This is a genomic window from Caballeronia mineralivorans PML1(12), assembly GCF_001028175.1.
Taxonomy (GTDB): domain Bacteria; phylum Pseudomonadota; class Gammaproteobacteria; order Burkholderiales; family Burkholderiaceae; genus Caballeronia; species Caballeronia mineralivorans.
Map to the genome: position 1 here is coordinate 1 of NZ_AEJF01000089.1, position 15,822 is coordinate 15,822.

The window sequence follows — 15,822 nt, forward strand, 5'->3', positions numbered from 1 at the left end:
GTGCTCGGTGGCCGCGGGGAGCAATCGCGGCGCGGCCGTCCATGCCGTCGGCCTGCAGCGCTGCAACAGCGATTGCCCATAGGCGCCGCCCGTCCATCCAGCTCATTGGGTCCCGGCCCGCCGTCAACCTGAACACCTGAAACGAGTCCACCGCCATGCCCGAAGCCACAGAAAGACCGTACATCCTGCACATGTTGACGGCCACGCCGCAGATGAGTCCCTTCGACGTCAACATGGCCGCCGATGCCGGTTATCAGGTCATCGTCCCGTATTGCAATGTCGGCGCGGAGAACGTCGTCACGCTGACCCAGGACGCGATTTTTTCGCGCGGGCCGAAGGGTGTGTCGCGCACGGGCATCTTCATCGGCGGACGCGACGTGATGCTTGCCGCCGACATGCTCGACACCGCGCGCCAGGCGATGGTGCCGCCCTTCGAGGTATCCGTATTCGCGGATCCAAGCGGCTCGTACACGACTGCTGCGGCGCTTGTGGCGCTCGTCGAACGCCATCTGAAAACGGAGCATGGCGCGGAACTCGGCGGCAAGCGCGTGCTGATTCTCGGCGGCACCGGCGCGGTAGGACGCGTGGCCGCTGCAATGGCTGCATCGCTCGGCGCGCAAGTCCTGATAGCGAGCCATACGGACGTCGGCCGCGCGACCCAGGTGAGCGATGAAGTCAACCGGCGCTTCGACATCGCGACCACCGGCGTCTCCGTCCACACGCCCGACGCATTGCACAAGGCGCTGGCCACTGCCGAGATCGTATTGGCGAGCGCGGCGGCGGGCGTGCAGGTCATGAGCGCCGCCGATCTCGCGCATGCGAAGCATTTGCTGATCGCCGCCGATGTGAATGCCGTACCGCCCGAAGGCATCGCGGGCGTGCATGCCATGGACGATGGCAAACCGCTTGCCGGCGCGGTGCGCCAGGATGCGCTCGCGATCGGCGCGCTCGCGATCGGCAACGTCAAATACCAGGTCGAGCATCGCCTGTTCGTGCGCATGCGGACCGGCGGCAAGCCGGTCTATCTCGGCTTTCCCGAAGCCTTCGACGAAGCCCGCGCGATCGTCGGCGGCCTGGGCTGATGCAGCGTTTGCACATGACTCCCGGCATCCGTTCCTCTCAGGCCCCGTACATTGCAGCCATTGGGTTGTCGGCGCGGATGCTTGCGCAGTCCGCGCGGCGGGCGGGGTTGAACGTGGCCGCGCTGGATATCTTCGGTGACCGCGATACACGTCAATACGCGCCGCTGTGGTTCGATATCGGCGGCGCGGGGTTGTCGATCGACCCAAAGCCTCTCTTCGATGCGCTCGAGCGCACGGCGCGGCTACCACGCATGCTCGGCTTCGTAGCAGGCAGCGGGCTCGAGCCGCTCATGCGCGAATTGTGCAGTGCACCGCGACTGCCGCGTTTTATAGGGAACAGTGCTGAAGCAACGGCGGCCGTGCGCGAGCCGCACCGGTTTTTCGCGCTGCTGGATCGCTTGGGCATTGCGCATCCCGACGTGTCATTCACCCCTCCATCCGATACATCCGGCTGGCTCTTCAAACGCGCCGATGGCTGCGGCGGGACGCATATCGAAGCGCTGGATTCGAAGACGAATCATGATGCCGCCGATGGTTATTTCCAGCGCCTCGCTGCGGGGCGCTCGATGTCGGCGTTGTTTGTCGGTGCGCGCGGAAAGGCATCGGTGATCGGTTTTGCGGGGCAGCTCAGCACGGCGGCCGGCAGCCGGCCGTTCCTGCATACAGGATCGATCGGGCCTGCCGACTTGCCCCCGCAAGTCATGGCCGATATCACGGCAGCCATCGGTGCCATCGTCGCGAACACGGAACTCGTGGGGCTGAACAGCATCGATTTCATGCTGGATGCCGATACCTTCGAGGTACTCGAAATCAACGCGCGCCCTTCATCGACGATGACGCTCTACGAAACCGCCTCGCCCGAAGCATGGCCCCGTGGTCTGATCGATTGCCATCTCGATGCGTGTCTCAGTGGCCGCTTGCCTCCTCCCTCACGTCCCGCAGCGCGATTAAAAGCTGGCCAGCGCGTGCTGTTCGCGCCGCGCGGTTTTGTCGTCTCCGGCCCCTTCAGCAACGCCTGTTTCAGCGACCCGGCGTGCCACGACATACCGCAGCCCGGCACGCGAATCGGTGCAGGCGAGCCGGTATGCACACTGGTCGTCGCGCAGCCCTCCACGTCCGCTGTCCGGGACGAACTCGAACGCCGCGAAACACTCGTTCTGCAACGCATCGAAACCTGTCATGAGGACACTGATGCCGTCATCTCTTCCTCCGTCTGAGCTCAGCGTCAACGCGCTGAGCGAGCGGCTTGCCACGCGGCTCGTCGACAATGCCGCGCGGTTGCGCATCGCGATTTCGCACACGCCCGACGGCACCGTGATCGCCGATGCGGGCGTCGATGCAATGGGCGGCGTCGAAGCGGGCGTACTGATCGCGCGGCTGTGCATGGGAGGGCTCGGGCGTGTTGCCGTGCGTATGAGTCTCGAAGCGAATCCGCTCTGGCCGAGCATGATCGAGGTCCATACATCAGCACCCGTGCTCGCTTGCCTTGGAAGCCAGTACGCCGGATGGAGCCTGTCGGCGACCAAGGAACAAACGGGCGGCAAGAAGTTCTTCTCGCTCGGATCAGGCCCGGCGCGCGCATTGGCAGCAAAGGAAACACTCTTCGATGAACTCGGCTATCGCGACCGCCACGACCGCGGCGCGCTCGTGCTCGAAGTGGACCGCCTGCCACCGCCATTCATCATCGACAAAATCCTGCGCGACTGCGCGCTCGCGCCCGACAAACTCACGCTGGTGGTCACGCCGACACACTCTGTCGCGGGAACGGTGCAGGTCGTTGCGCGCGTGGTGGAAGTTGCACTGCACAAGACGCATGTGCTCGGCGTGGACCTTGGCGAGATCATTGAAGGCAGCGGTTCGGCCCCGTTGCCACCGCCCGCGCCCGACGCGATCCAGGCGATGGGCCGTACCAACGACGCCATTCTCTACGGCGGCCGCGTGCATCTGACCGTGAAAAGCGATGCCGTCGCGCGACGGCTCGCAGCGGAATTGCCGTCGTCGAATGCACGCGATTACGGGCGCCCTTTCGCCGATATCTTCACGTCGTTCAACTACGATTTTTACCAGATCGACCCTGCGCTGTTCGCGCCCGCCGAGGTGTGGATCAGCAGCCTCGAAAGCGGCGCGACCTATCACGGCGGCAAGATCGACATGGCGCTGCTCGACGCGCAATGGAGCGGCACGTTGCCGGCAGCGGCCGTCGGTGGAGCAGCGCAGCCATGAGCACCGGGTTACGCGTCGCCATCATGACCGACGAAACCGGCTGGCACACCGGGCGCCTGAAAAAAGCGTTCCGCGCGCGTGACGTGGACGCGCGCTGCGTGGATCTGGCGGAATGCCGTATCGATACAACCTGGGCCCCGCACGGCCTGGCAATACCGGGCTTCGGCCATGCAATGCCCGATGCGGTATTCGTGCGCGGCATAGCGGGCGGCACGTTCGAGCAGGTCACGCTGCGGCTCGGCATTTTGCACGCGCTGCGCGAATGCGGCGTACCGGTCTACAACGACGCACGCGCGATCGAGCGCAGCGTCGATAAATCGATGACCAGTTTCCTGCTCAACCTGCATGGCGTGCCGACGCCTGCGACCTGGGCGGGTGAATCGACGGCCTTCGCGCAGCGGGTGTTGATGCGTGAGGTGGCCGCGAACCGGCGGGTCGTCTTGAAGCCGCTGTTCGGCTCGCAGGGCAAGGGCTTGCGACGGCTTGGCGCAAGCCGTCGCGATGGTTCGCTAGCGCCGTTGCCGTCGTTGCGGACCTCGGGGCAAGTTGCTTATTTACAGCGTTATGTGGAAGGAGAACGACCGGGCTTCGACTGGCGTGTTCTGGTGATTGGCGGCCGCGCGGTGGCCGCCATGCGGCGCGTAGGCGGCAAGGGCTGGATTCATAACTTCGCGCAAGGCGCTCAATGCGAACCCGCGCAACTCGACCCCGTACTCGCCGATACCGCCGTGCAAGCGAGCCGCGCACTCGGCCTCGACTACGCGGGCGTCGATCTGATTCCTTCTCCGCACGCATCGATCGAAAGCGGTGACACGCGCCCTCTCGTGCTCGAAGTCAACGGCGTGGCGGCGTGGCGCGGATTGCAGTCGGTGACGGATCTGAACATAGCTGCCGCACTGGTAGACGATCTGCTGGACCGCAAGCTCGCTGCGCACGTCCCTGTGCCGCTGAAGACCGGCGATGGACTCACATAACCCACCTTCTCCCGCAAGGGCACGAGCGGCGTTTTTGCGTGCTTGCCGGCTCGATGTAGAGACCATGAAACCCGGCAACGTCAGCGTCGACAGCGCGGGCCACGGCATGACGGCCGGGCAGTTCATCGCGAGCGCTGACGCCGCTGCCAGCGCATTGTTCACCCGTGGCGCAACGGTCGGTACGCGCATTCTCGATGCAGTCAGCCGCACGCGCGACGTGGCCGGCTGCAACACGAACCTCGGCATCGTGCTGCTGGTAGCACCACTTGCAGCAGCGCTCGACTTGCTCGCCGACAGCCCCGCAGACGAAATGGCGTGGCGCACTGCAACGGAACGGGTGCTCGCAACGCTCGATCTGAACGATGCCCGCGCCGCCTACCGTGCAATCGCGCTCGCCAACCCCGGCGGCCTGGGCGACGCGCCCGAACAATCGGTTCACGAGCTACCAACCGCCGATCTTCGTACCGCGATGTCGCTGGCGGCCGACCGCGACAGCATCGCGCGCCAGTATGCGAATGGATTTCGCGACCTGTTCGAAACCGGCCTCGACACCGCGCGCCGCGTTCAACGATCAGGACAATCCCAACCCGCGACGGTTGTCACGCTCGACGTGTTTCTCGCCTTCCTGAGCGGCTGTCCCGATTCACACATTGTGCGCAAGCACGGCCTGCCGGTGGCGCAGAGTGTCACGCGCGAGGCACGCAGCCGGTATGAGGCGATGCACCGCGCGCTGGCCCGCGACACCCTCGCCGACGAATTGCTCACCCTCGGCGCATGGGACGCCGAGCTCAAGGCGCAGGGCATCAACCCCGGCACGAGCGCGGATCTCACGGTCGCGACGTTGTTTGTCGCGGGAGTCGTGGACGGCATCTGAACGCGTGGCCCCGGGAAGACCCGGTGAAGGGCTCCAATTGGCACGGAACATGATAGGAACAGCCATGGTTCTCACACAGTTCCGGGCGGCGCCCACCCCTGCCATTCGCGAACTGACCGCAAGCGGGCACATTCAATATCCAATCACTGGAGGAACAGCATGGCCAAGATCAACCGCGTCATGGTAGGCGAGTCGCTAGTTGGCGACGGTAACGAAGTCGCTCATATCGACTTGCTGATTGGACCGCGCGGTTCTGCAGTCGAAACCGCGTTCTGCAACGCCCTGACCAATAACAAGGATGGCTTTACATCGCTGCTGGCGGTTGTCGCGCCTAATCTGATCACCCGTCCGAATACGGTGATGTTCAACAAGGTCACCATCAAGGGCGCAAAGCAGGCCGTCCAGATGTTCGGCCCCGCACAGCATGCCGTCGCGCTCGCGGTCGCCGACTGTGTGGAAGACGGCACCATCCCGAAGGACGAAGCCGACGACGTTTTCGTTTGCGTAGGCGTGTTCATTCACTGGGAAGCCAACGACGACAAGAAGATCCAGGAATACAACTACAAGGCTACCCGCGAAGCAATCCAGCGTGCCGTTGCTGGCGAACCGAGCGCCGCGGAAGTGGTAGCGAAGAAAGCGACGGCCGCGCATCCGTTCGCACCGAACTGAAACGCGGCGCGATTTTACGACGCAGTGTTATCGACGATCGACGATCAACACAAGCAACGAGCAGGTCTGGACGAGGCCGCACGCTTCACCCGTAACATGCGGCCCGCCCACCCCTTCATTCAACCGATGAATAACGCTTTTGCAGAGGCTCTGGCATGACTTCCCGATGTCGCACGCGGCTGCTGATTGCCTGCCTCGTGCTTGCTCCGTCGCTGGCGTTTGCGGCGGACCCGGCTACCGCTCCCGTTCCGGCGGCGGCCGCTGGCAATCCGGCGCAAAGCCACGATTACCCGACCCAGGGCCGCGTTGAATACGTGCTGGGGTGCATGGATGACAATGGCCACGACTTCGCCAACGTGTACAAGTGTTCGTGCGCGATCGACCATATTGCTGCGGTTCTTCCCTACGACGACTACGTCGAGCAAATGACCTTCTCCAAATATTCGACGCTCGGCGGCGAAGGCGGCAATGAGTTTCGCGTGGATCGGGCCAAGGCCCAGACAAAGAACTTTCGCTCGGTTCAAACCGCGGCATTTCGCGCGTGTGGGGTGACGAAGTCCGCGTCGGTGGGTAAGTAAAGCTAAGTTGAAACTAAATTGAAGCTCATAAGAGCGGGAACAGCCCTTGCTACGCGAAGGGCTGCTAAGCGTGCTTACTATTTTCTATTAGTTCGGGATCAATCCTTCTCCGAGGAACGCGCACGTCACATACTGTTCGCGAGCCGGCTTCCTGCGTTCAATCAGAACTCCGACCGATTCCACGTCGTCGAACTTGCCCGGCTTCGCAACCGATACCCGCACCCAATGCGCCCCGAAATCGGCGATCAGCAGTTGAGCAATCTTCTCGGCCAGCCGTTCGAGCAACTGCACGCCATGCGTAGCGAGCAGTCCATGCAGCGCGTCGTGAACCGCCGCATAATTCACCGTATCCTCAATGCGATCGGTCGCGCAGGCCCGGATCGACGGCACGCCGATCGTGAGATTGATGCGCACGGGTTGTGGATCCCGCAGTTCGCTCACATCAATGCCTATCACCGTTTGCCCGGTGAAACCCTTGATATAGACAACGTCCATGGACACATCGCTCACAGCAGGCGGCGGGGAATCTACGGCAGGACGGGGCGTGATCGCATCGGCCTGCGCGCCCTGCGGCGTGCCCGGGAAAGTGCGCATGTTTCGAACCGCATCGAAAAACTCCATGAATGGTCTCCGTTGCCGGGATGCCGGAAAAGTGCGGGTAATGAATAAACGGAATGAACGGTCGAACCGATGTGTGTCGCGGAATCGATACAACATGTAAGCATTCTGCGACGCGTAACGGCTCTAACGCGCTCTGACTGCCTGACGTGCGCGCTAATGCGTACGCATGTACAGTTCCGCCATGAGTAAGCAAAAAACGGGCGCACTTGCTGACACTAACGCGACTACTTATTGAACCCAGGCGTCATCAGATGTAAAGTTTTGCGAACGCTGGTTTTTTATTAAACGCTGAGACAAACCCGCTTCGCGCGCATGCGTGCAGAGAAACATGTAGCGCAGGGGAATACCACAGATACGGCGCCGTAGTAGCCTGCGAACTCTCGCGGGCGCGAGCGGACGCCCCGGAGACAAGCCCCATGTCGTCGCTTGCTGAGAGTAACGTGCACGTCCGGGAAGTACTGAATATCGTCAATAACCAGTTGCCGACACGTCCCACCAGCGATTCAGTCGCTCAGTCGTGGACGCGTTGCCTGAAGGAGTTCAGGCTCGATCCGGCGCGTTTTGTCATGCCGCCGGTGCTGACGCAGCAGGAACTCACGGCGCGGCGCGAAGCCGCCAGCGATCTCATCGCGTGCTCGAAGCTGGAGATGACCACGCTCTACCAGCAACTCGCGGACCCCGAACTGGCGGTCGTGCTCGTCGATGCGGACGGCGTGATCGTGCATCAGGTTGCCTCGGTACCGTTCGGTGAAGCGATAGCAGCCGATGGCCTGCGCGTAGGCGCGTTATGGAGCGAACGCGAAGCCGGCACCAATGGCATGGGAACCTGCCTCGCCGAGCGCGACTGCATTGCGGTTTATCAGCACGAGCATTTCTATCCGCGCTATACGTCGCTCACCTGTTCGGCCGCACCCATCTTCAACGATCGCGGCGAAGTGGCCGGCGTGCTCGACGTCACCAGCCGTTCCAAGCTGCTGCAGCAACACTCGCTCGTGCTGGTCGGCATGTCGAGGCAAATGATCGAGAATCGCTTGATCGACGCGCGTTATCGGCATGCGAACATGATCCACTTCCATAGCCGTCCCGAGTTTGTCGGCACGCTGCATGCTGGCAAGCTCGCCGTGAGCGACGACGGTGTCGTGCTCGCTGCGAGCCGCAGCGCACTATTCCAGCTCGACTTCCGCTCGTATGCCGAGTTGTGCGGCAAGCGGATCGAGGAAGCGTTCAACGTGTCGCTGGAGGACATGATCGCGCGCAGCATTCGCGGCTCGTTCCACCCGGTGACCGTCTATAGCGCGAACGCGAACAACCGCTTCTTCCTGATCGCCCAGACACCGCGCGATGCCGCGACCAGCATGTCCCGCATCTTCATGAACGATCCGACGAGCCGCGCGTTGTCCACTGCCGCCACGCGAGCCCGGCCGGTGCGGGTAGCACGAGACACAACGGGCCAGGCCGGACGGCTGGAGAAACTCTCGCACCTGGAATTCGGCGATCCGCGCATGGCGTCGCAGATCCAGCTCGCGGTGCGCGTGATCCAGCGCAAGATCCCGATCATCCTGCGTGGACAGACCGGCACCGGCAAGGAAGTGTTTGCGAATGCGCTTCATAGCATCAGCCCGAATAATGCCGGCAGCTTTGTTGCGGTGAATTGCGCGTCGCTGCCGGAGAACCTGATCGAGAGCGAGTTGTTCGGGTATCGCGCCGGCGCGTTCACCGGTGCGCAGCGCGAAGGACGGCGCGGCAAGATCGTGCAGGCGAACGCGGGAACGCTGTTTCTCGATGAAATCGGCGACATGCCCATGGCCTTGCAAGCCAGGCTTTTGCGCGTAATAGAGGAACACGAGGTCACGCCGCTCGGCGCGGAAACTACGGTGAAGGTGGATTTCCAGTTGATCAGTGCGAGCCATCGCAACCTGCTCGAACTTGTGCAGACCGGCGTGTTCCGCGAAGACCTGTATTACCGGCTCAATGGCATCGAGATCAACCTGCCGCCGCTGCGTGAGCGGGCCGACGCGCTTGCATTGATTCATCATCTGCTTGCCAGCGAATCGGACGATCCGCCGACGCTTAGCGCCGAAGCGCGGCATGCGCTGTTGAACTACGCGTGGCCGGGCAACATCCGCCAGTTACGCCATGTGCTGCAAATGGCGATGGCGTTGTGCGATGGTCCGGAGATCGACTGTTCGCATCTGCCGGTCGAGATCGTGCAGTACGCGAGCGCAACGCCCGCCGCACGGCTGGGGATGGTCACGGGTAGCACGCCTGCAATCGGCCCCTTCACTCATTCAGCCGACGACGCCGATACCTCCGAGCTCAACGCGATCCAGGTCAAGGAACGCGAGACCGTGCTCGAGTTACTCGACGAGCATCGCTGGAACGTCAGCAGCGTGGCAAAAGGGCTCGGCATCAGCCGCAACACTCTGTACCGGAAGATGCATCGCCTGCATATCCGGTTATCGCATGACGGATCCTCCGCGCCGTCGGACTCATGAGCGTGCCTTCGGGTTCCGGTTCGTCTTCGGCTTCACACTCGCCCGCTCGCAGGCTTGACCAGTTCAAGCCCGATGCGGGCTTTGCGTGGTGCGTGACCGGGTCGGGCCACATGATCGAGGAATCCATCGAACTTGCGCGCAAGCTGCCGGGCGTGGATTTGTTTCTATCGGCGGCGGGAGAGGAAGTGCTGCCGCTTTATGGATGGCCGTTGCCGAAGCTGCGCGAGCATTTTCGGGTGTTGCGCGACAACAGTGCGAGCGGGGTGCCGGTCGGCATGCTTTATGAAGGCAAATATCATACGGTCGTGATCGCGCCCGCGACGAGCAACACCGTTGCCAAGTGTGTTCTGGGAATTTCCGACACGCTGCCGACCAACCTGTTCGCGCAGGCTGGCAAGCAATGCATACCGGGCATTGTTTTCGCATGTGACACGGCGCCGAGCGTGATCACCCAGAGCCCGCATGAATGGGTCGAGGTGCGTCCGCGCAGCGTCGAACTCCGCCATGTGGAGCAACTGGCGCTGATCGAATACACGACGGTGGCGCGCTCGCTCGATGAGTTGAAAGCAGCGCTCGATCAACGGCTGTTGACGCTCGGGCTCGCATGGACCACATCGTCTTCCTGACTGGCAGGCTTGCTGAACGCAGCTTGCATCAGGTGCTTGAAAGCATGGCGCCGACGCCGTTCACCTGGGAAGTCCGCGAGATCGGGCTACAGGTAGCGGCGTTGATGACGGCTGACATGATCCGCCGGCGCGTGGCTGCACCGCTTGCTGCCACGCGGATGATCGTGCCCGGGCGATGCCGGGGCGATCTCGACGCGTTGAGCGGGCATTTTGGCGTGCCCGTCGAGCGTGGACCCGAAGAGGTCAAGGACTTGCCGCAGTTCTTCGGACGCGAGGCGCGCCACTTCGATCTGTCGCGCTACGAGACGGAGATTTTCGCGGAGATCGTCGATGCGCCGCGGCTCGATCTTGACGGTATTGTGGAGCGGGCTGGTTTGTACGCAGATCAGGGCGCCGATGTGATCGATATCGGTTGCCTGCCTGAAACACCTTTCCCGCATTTGGAAGACGCGGTGCGTGTGCTCAAGGAGCGCGGGTATCGCGTGAGTGTGGATTCCATGCGTTCGGAAGAACTCGTGCGTGGTGGCCGGGCGGGTGCGGACTACCTGATGAGTCTTAATCTGGATACCTTATGGATTGCCGATGAGGTGCCGTCGGTGCCAATTCTGGTTGCACGGGAACCGGGCGATCCGGCGTCGCTTGATGCTGCGATTGATGCGCTTCTGGCCCGCAACCGGCCGTTTCTCGCTGATCCTATTCTCGATCCGATTCCGTTTGGACTGGCCGCATCGATTGCGCGTTATGTCGGGTTGCGCGCGCGCTATCCGGAGATCGGCATCATGATGGGCATCGGCAATGTGACCGAGTTGACCGAAGCCGATACGAGCGGGATCAATGCGGTGTTGCTTGGGATAGCGGCGGAGCTGCGGGTTAGCGCGGTGTTGACTACATCGGTGAGTTTGCATGCGCGGCGCGCGGTTAAGGAGGCGGATGTCGCGCGGCGGATCATGCATGTAGCGCGTGAGGCGCAGGTCTTGCCGAAGGGGATTTGCAGCGACTTATCGGCGCTGCATGCGAAGCGGCCTTTTCCGTATGACGCGGCTGAGATCGCGCTGTTTGCAGAGGCGGTGCGCGATCCGAATTTCAGGGTTCAGGTGGCGGCCGATGGCATTCATGTTTATAACCGCGATGGGCATGCCGTGGATGGCGATCCGCTTGCGCTTTATCCGGGGCTTGGGCTCGAGGCCGATGGGGGGCATGCATTTTATATGGGCGTGCAGCTGGCTCGGGCGGAGATTGCGTGGAAGTTAGGGAAACGTTTCGATCAGGATCAGGGGCTGGACTGGGGATGCCAGGTGGAGAAATCCGCTCCGGATCTTGAGCGATGGACGGAGGTTGGGAGTACACGGAAGCGTTAGCGGAAGAGCTCAAGCCTACAGGTCGATTTCAAGTGTGACGAATCATCGGCTTCGAGGGCCGCCGTAGCAAATGACGTTAGCTCGCGCTCCTTCTAGATCCCGCTGAATCACCCGCTCGTATGTCGGACGATAACTCCGCGCGCGTCAATCTCAAGCAAACCGCTAAACCCGCAAGCAACAACCCGCCATCGCCCCGGACCAACCGCGCGAACGTCCCCTCAATGATATTTCTGAGCCATTGCGTCAAGCGCCAGCGGCTTGATCCTGTCAGCATGCCCCGCACATCCAAACGCCTCGAACCGCGCCACGCATAAATCCCTCGCCGCGGCCGTCGCCGCCTTCAATGCATGGCGTGGATCGAACTCACCCTTCGCCGTTGCAAGCGACCTGCGCATCGCCCCGGTCATCGCCAACCTGATGTCCGTATCGATATTCACCTTGCGCACACCATTCGCAATCCCGCGCTGAATCTCCTCCACCGGCACGCCATACGTCACCGGTATCTCACCACCATGCTCACGAATAATCGCCAGCCACTCCTGCGGCACCGACGACGATCCATGCATCACCAAATGCGTATTCGGAATCAGCCGGTGAATCGCGACGATCCGGTCCATCGCCAGAATCTCGCCATCGGGCTGACGGCTAAACTTGTAAGCACCATGCGACGTGCCGATAGCAATAGCAAGCGCATCCACACCCGTCGCTTCCACAAACGCACTGGCCTGCTCGGGGTCTGTCAGCAAATCATCACGCGATAACCTGCCCTCCGCGCCCACACCATCTTCCTCGCCGGCCTGCCCCGTTTCAAGCGAGCCAAGACATCCCAGCTCGCCCTCCACCGATACCCCCACCGCATGCGCAGCCTCGACCACCCGCCGGCTGACCTCGACGTTATAGGTGTAATCGGCGGGCGTCTTCTGATCGGGCAGCAACGACCCATCCATCATCACGGACGTGAAACCGGAGCGGATCGCCTGCTGACACACCGACGGACTCGCGCCGTGATCCTGATGCAGCACGACCGGCAGATCGGGATGCGCTTCAAGCGCCGCAAGCACGAGATGACGCAGGTACGGCTCGCCAGCGTATTTGCGCGCACCCGCCGATGCCTGCAAAATCACCGGACTACGCGTCGCTTCCGCAGCCTGCATAATCGACTGGATCTGCTCCATGTTATTTACGTTGAACGCGGGCACACCGTAGCTATGCTCCGCCGCGTGGTCCAGCAACTGACGCAATGCAATAAAGGCCATTTCGGACTCCGTTATATTAAGATCAGAAACAACTCCTTGGAAACTGATGCGCTCAGCAAGCAACCCTGCTCGCTTCCCTGACCACGGCCTCTACCGTCAGCCCGAAATGCTCGAACAACGCTTCAGCCGGCGCGGACTCGCCAAAACAATCGATCCCGACCACCCCGCCTTCCAGCCCCACATACTGCCGCCAGAACGCACTCACCCCCGCTTCGATGGCAACACGCGGCACATCCTTCGGCAGCACCCGGTCACGCCACGCTCGCGATTGACGGTCGAACACGGTGGTAGATGGCATCGATACAACCCGGGCAAAGACACCCTTCGCACGCAACGGTTCGACAGCCGCAAGCGCGAGCCCAATCTCCGAACCCGTCGCAATCAGCACCACGCGCTTCGTCACGCGACCCACCGGTTCAGGCCAGTCGCGCAGCACATATCCGCCATTGGCGATTGCATCGATCTGTTCTTCGTCGCGGGAAACAAACGGCAAGGCCTGGCGGCTCAACAGCAAACATGAGGGACGATCACGGTCGACCGCACACACCCAAGCCTGTGCCGTCTCCACGGTGTCGCAGGGACGCCAGACATCGAGGCCGGGAATCATTCGAAGGCTTGCTGCATGCTCTATCGACTGATGCGTCGGGCCATCTTCGCCAAGACCGATGGAATCGTGCGTAAAGACGAACACCGTGCGGACCTTCATCAATGCGGCCATGCGCAATGCGTTGCGCGAGTAGTCCGAGAACGTTAGGAAGGTGCCGCCAAACGGCAGATATCCGCGATGCAACGCCACGCCGTTAAGCGCCGCGCTCATGCCGAACTCACGCACGCCGAAGTGCACGTAGTTGCCAGCCTGAAGCCCTTCATCCCCTGCTTGCACCGTAACGGCTTCCTTCCAGCGTGTCAGGTTCGACCCCGTCAGATCGGCCGATCCTCCCAGCAGTTCAGGAAGCGCCCGCGCTAATCCTTCTATCGCCTGCTGCGACGCCTTACGCGTTGCGATCGACTGACCCGCGCGGTCGGCCTGCTGCACCAACGACAACGCGGCGGCTCGCCAATGCGTCGGTAAAGCACCGCGCGAGCGCCGTTCGAACTCGGCCGCTTCATTGGGAAACTGCCGCCGGTACGCATCGAACCGGGCGGTCCAGTCCGCTTCGGCCGTCTCCCCGCGTTCACGGGCGTCCCACAGGCTCCGGATCTGCGCAGGGATCTCGAAGGGCGGATACGGCCAGTCGAGCGCACGCCGGGTCGCTACAACCTCTTCAGCGGCAAGTGGCGCGCCATGCACGTCGTGTGTCCCGGCCATCGATGGCGAGCCTTTTCCGATCACCGTCTTGCAACAGATCAACGTCGGTTTGCTGGTGGCACGCGCTTGACGCAACGCGCGGTCGACAGCATCGACATCATGGCCGTCCACCTCGCGCACCACATGCCAGCCATATGCTTCGAAACGCGCGGGAGTATCGTCGGCGAACCAGCGGGCCACGTGGCCGTCGATCGAGATACCGTTGTCGTCGTAGAGTACGGTCAGCTTGTTCAATCCGAGGGTACCTGCCAGCGACGCCGCCTCGTGCGAAATCCCCTCCATCAAACAACCATCGCCGACAAACACATAGGTTCGATGATCGACGATCGCATGGCCCGGCCGGTTGAACTCCCGCGCCAGTAACGCCTCGGCCAACGCCATCCCGACCGCGTTCGCGAAGCCCTGCCCCAACGGTCCGGTCGTCGTCTCAACACCCGGCGTCAAACCTACTTCGGGATGCCCTGGTGTCTTGCTATGCAGTTGCCGGAAGCACTTCAGTTCATCGAGCGGCAAATCGTAGCCGGTCAGATGCAGGAGCCCGTACAGCAACATCGAACCATGCCCGTTCGACAACACGAAACGATCGCGATCCGCCCAGTCGGGATGACGCGGGTTGTGTTTCAAATGCCGGGTCCATAACGCGACGGCAATCTCCGCCATGCCCATCGGCATGCCGGGGTGACCGGACTTCGCCTGGCCGACGGCATCGACGGCCAGGAAACGCAGCGCGTTCGCCATCAGCCGGGTTTCATCCCGGACGCCCGGCGGAGCGGATATTTCAGTGACGGCACTCATGGGATGCCTCCTTTAACGATAAAAAGCGAGAAACCGGAACGCTCAGGCGCGGGCGCGGCGATCGAGCAATTGCAGGATCAGCGGCGTGAAAATGAGCTGCATCGCGAGTCCCATCTTTCCGCCCGGCACGACGATCACGTTTGGACGCGACATGAACGAGTCGTGCAGCATGGTGAGCAAATACGGGAAGTCGATTCCCTTCGGCCGCGCGAACCGGATGACGACAAAACTCTCGTCGGCATGCGGAATCTCGCGTGCGGTAAACGGGTTGGAGGTGTCCACGGTCGGCACCCGCTGGAAGTTGACATGCGTGCGCGAAAACTGCGGACAGATGTAGTTCACATAGTCCGGCATGCGCCTGAGGATGGTGTCGACCACCGCCTCGTGCGAATAACCGCGCAGGTTCTGATCGCGATGCAGCTTCTGAATCCATTCCAGGTTGATGATCGGCACCACGCCGACGAGCAGGTCCGCATGACGCGCGACGTCGACCTTGTCGGTCACGGCGGCTCCGTGCAACCCTTCATAGAACATCAGGTCCGTGCCGGTTGCGATGTCCTCCCACGGCGTAAAGGTACCGGCATCCTGCTTGTAGGTCACGGCTTCAGCATCGTCGTGGACATAGTGGCGAGTTTGGCCGCTGCCCGCCTCGCCATAGTTGGCGAACAGTTGCGCGAGCTCTTCAAGCAAGTTGGCCTCGGGGCCGAAGTGACTGAAGTTACGCATGCCGTCGCGCTCGCTTTGCTTGAGCGCTTCGCGCATGCCCAGGCGATCGTGTCGATGAAATGCATCGCCCTCCACGATCTGCGCGTTGATACGCTCCCGCCTGAAAATGTGCGTGAAGCTCTTCATGACGGTTGTCGTGCCCGCGCCGCTGGAGCCGGTCACCGCAATGATCGGATGTTTGACTGACATGATGAGTCTCCTGGTTCTCGTAATCGAATTTCGATCAGGCGACGCTC

14 protein-coding genes are annotated in these 15,822 nt (G+C 62.2%); 10 read left to right on the forward strand and 4 right to left on the reverse strand.

Annotated elements, in window-relative coordinates:
* Positions 1 to 155: 155 nt before the first annotated feature.
* The 7 genes from EOS_RS13960 to EOS_RS13990 all read left to right on the forward strand — a co-directional run bounded on the left by EOS_RS13960 (position 156) and on the right by EOS_RS13990 (position 6,400).
* The gene (locus EOS_RS13960) at positions 156 to 1,082 is read left to right on the forward strand and encodes an NAD(P)-dependent methylenetetrahydromethanopterin dehydrogenase (RefSeq protein ID WP_047847249.1); all 927 of its coding nucleotides are present in this window, start codon (positions 156 to 158) and stop codon (positions 1,080 to 1,082) included.
* A 14-nt stretch (positions 1,083 to 1,096) separates the two neighbouring features.
* The gene (locus tag EOS_RS13965) at positions 1,097 to 2,299 is read left to right on the forward strand and encodes an ATP-grasp domain-containing protein (protein ID WP_047847273.1); all 1,203 of its coding nucleotides are present in this window, start codon (positions 1,097 to 1,099) and stop codon (positions 2,297 to 2,299) included.
* On the forward strand, positions 2,274 to 3,305 hold the full coding sequence (gene mch, locus EOS_RS13970; protein ID WP_047847250.1) for a methenyltetrahydromethanopterin cyclohydrolase: 1,032 nt from the start codon (positions 2,274 to 2,276) through the stop codon (positions 3,303 to 3,305). Before EOS_RS13965 ends, mch begins: the two co-directional genes overlap by 26 nt.
* On the forward strand, positions 3,302 to 4,279 hold the full coding sequence (locus EOS_RS13975; RefSeq protein WP_087881935.1) for an ATP-grasp domain-containing protein: 978 nt from the start codon (positions 3,302 to 3,304) through the stop codon (positions 4,277 to 4,279). Before mch ends, EOS_RS13975 begins: the two co-directional genes overlap by 4 nt.
* A complete protein-coding gene (locus EOS_RS13980) occupies positions 4,266 to 5,153 on the forward strand; it encodes a triphosphoribosyl-dephospho-CoA synthase (RefSeq protein WP_047847252.1) in 888 nt (295 codons plus the stop codon). Before EOS_RS13975 ends, EOS_RS13980 begins: the two co-directional genes overlap by 14 nt.
* 159 nt (positions 5,154 to 5,312) lie before the next feature.
* Positions 5,313 to 5,822 carry a formaldehyde-activating enzyme gene (gene fae, locus EOS_RS13985; protein WP_047847253.1) on the forward strand — a complete coding sequence of 170 codons (510 nt, stop codon included), beginning with the start codon at positions 5,313 to 5,315 and terminating at the stop codon, positions 5,820 to 5,822.
* A gap of 155 nt (positions 5,823 to 5,977) precedes the next feature.
* On the forward strand, positions 5,978 to 6,400 hold the full coding sequence (locus EOS_RS13990; RefSeq protein ID WP_047847254.1) for a hypothetical protein: 423 nt from the start codon (positions 5,978 to 5,980) through the stop codon (positions 6,398 to 6,400).
* Positions 6,401 to 6,487: 87 nt separating this feature from the next.
* On the opposite strand, the gene EOS_RS13995 is transcribed toward EOS_RS13990, so the two are convergent.
* Positions 6,488 to 7,021, reverse strand: coding sequence for a dihydroneopterin aldolase (locus tag EOS_RS13995; RefSeq protein WP_047847255.1), 534 nt, complete (start codon positions 7,019 to 7,021; stop codon positions 6,488 to 6,490).
* A 416-nt stretch (positions 7,022 to 7,437) separates the two neighbouring features.
* On the opposite strand from EOS_RS13995, the gene EOS_RS14000 reads away from it, so the two are divergent.
* From EOS_RS14000 to EOS_RS14010, 3 genes are read left to right on the forward strand one after another with little or no spacing between them, the layout of a single operon-like run.
* The gene (locus EOS_RS14000) at positions 7,438 to 9,516 is read left to right on the forward strand and encodes a sigma-54-dependent Fis family transcriptional regulator (protein ID WP_047847256.1); all 2,079 of its coding nucleotides are present in this window, start codon (positions 7,438 to 7,440) and stop codon (positions 9,514 to 9,516) included.
* Positions 9,513 to 10,142, forward strand: a complete 630-nt coding sequence (locus EOS_RS14005; RefSeq protein WP_047847257.1) for a flavoprotein — start codon at positions 9,513 to 9,515, stop codon at positions 10,140 to 10,142. Before EOS_RS14000 ends, EOS_RS14005 begins: the two co-directional genes overlap by 4 nt.
* Positions 10,121 to 11,500, forward strand: coding sequence for a DUF6513 domain-containing protein (locus EOS_RS14010; protein ID WP_047847258.1), 1,380 nt, complete (start codon positions 10,121 to 10,123; stop codon positions 11,498 to 11,500). Before EOS_RS14005 ends, EOS_RS14010 begins: the two co-directional genes overlap by 22 nt.
* Positions 11,501 to 11,718: 218 nt before the next feature.
* Here EOS_RS14010 and fba read toward each other — a convergent pair whose 3' ends face one another.
* From fba to EOS_RS14025, 3 genes are read right to left on the reverse strand one after another with little or no spacing between them, the layout of a single operon-like run.
* Complete coding sequence (gene fba / locus EOS_RS14015; protein ID WP_047847259.1) at positions 11,719 to 12,756, reverse strand: class II fructose-bisphosphate aldolase; 1,038 nt, start codon at positions 12,754 to 12,756, stop codon at positions 11,719 to 11,721.
* A 52-nt stretch (positions 12,757 to 12,808) separates the two neighbouring features.
* Positions 12,809 to 14,860, reverse strand: a complete 2,052-nt coding sequence (gene tkt, locus EOS_RS14020; RefSeq protein WP_047847260.1) for a transketolase — start codon at positions 14,858 to 14,860, stop codon at positions 12,809 to 12,811.
* Positions 14,861 to 14,902: 42 nt separating this feature from the next.
* Entirely contained in the window at positions 14,903 to 15,775 is an 873-nt protein-coding gene (locus tag EOS_RS14025) for a phosphoribulokinase (protein ID WP_047847261.1), read from the reverse strand.
* Positions 15,776 to 15,822 lie beyond the last annotated feature (47 nt).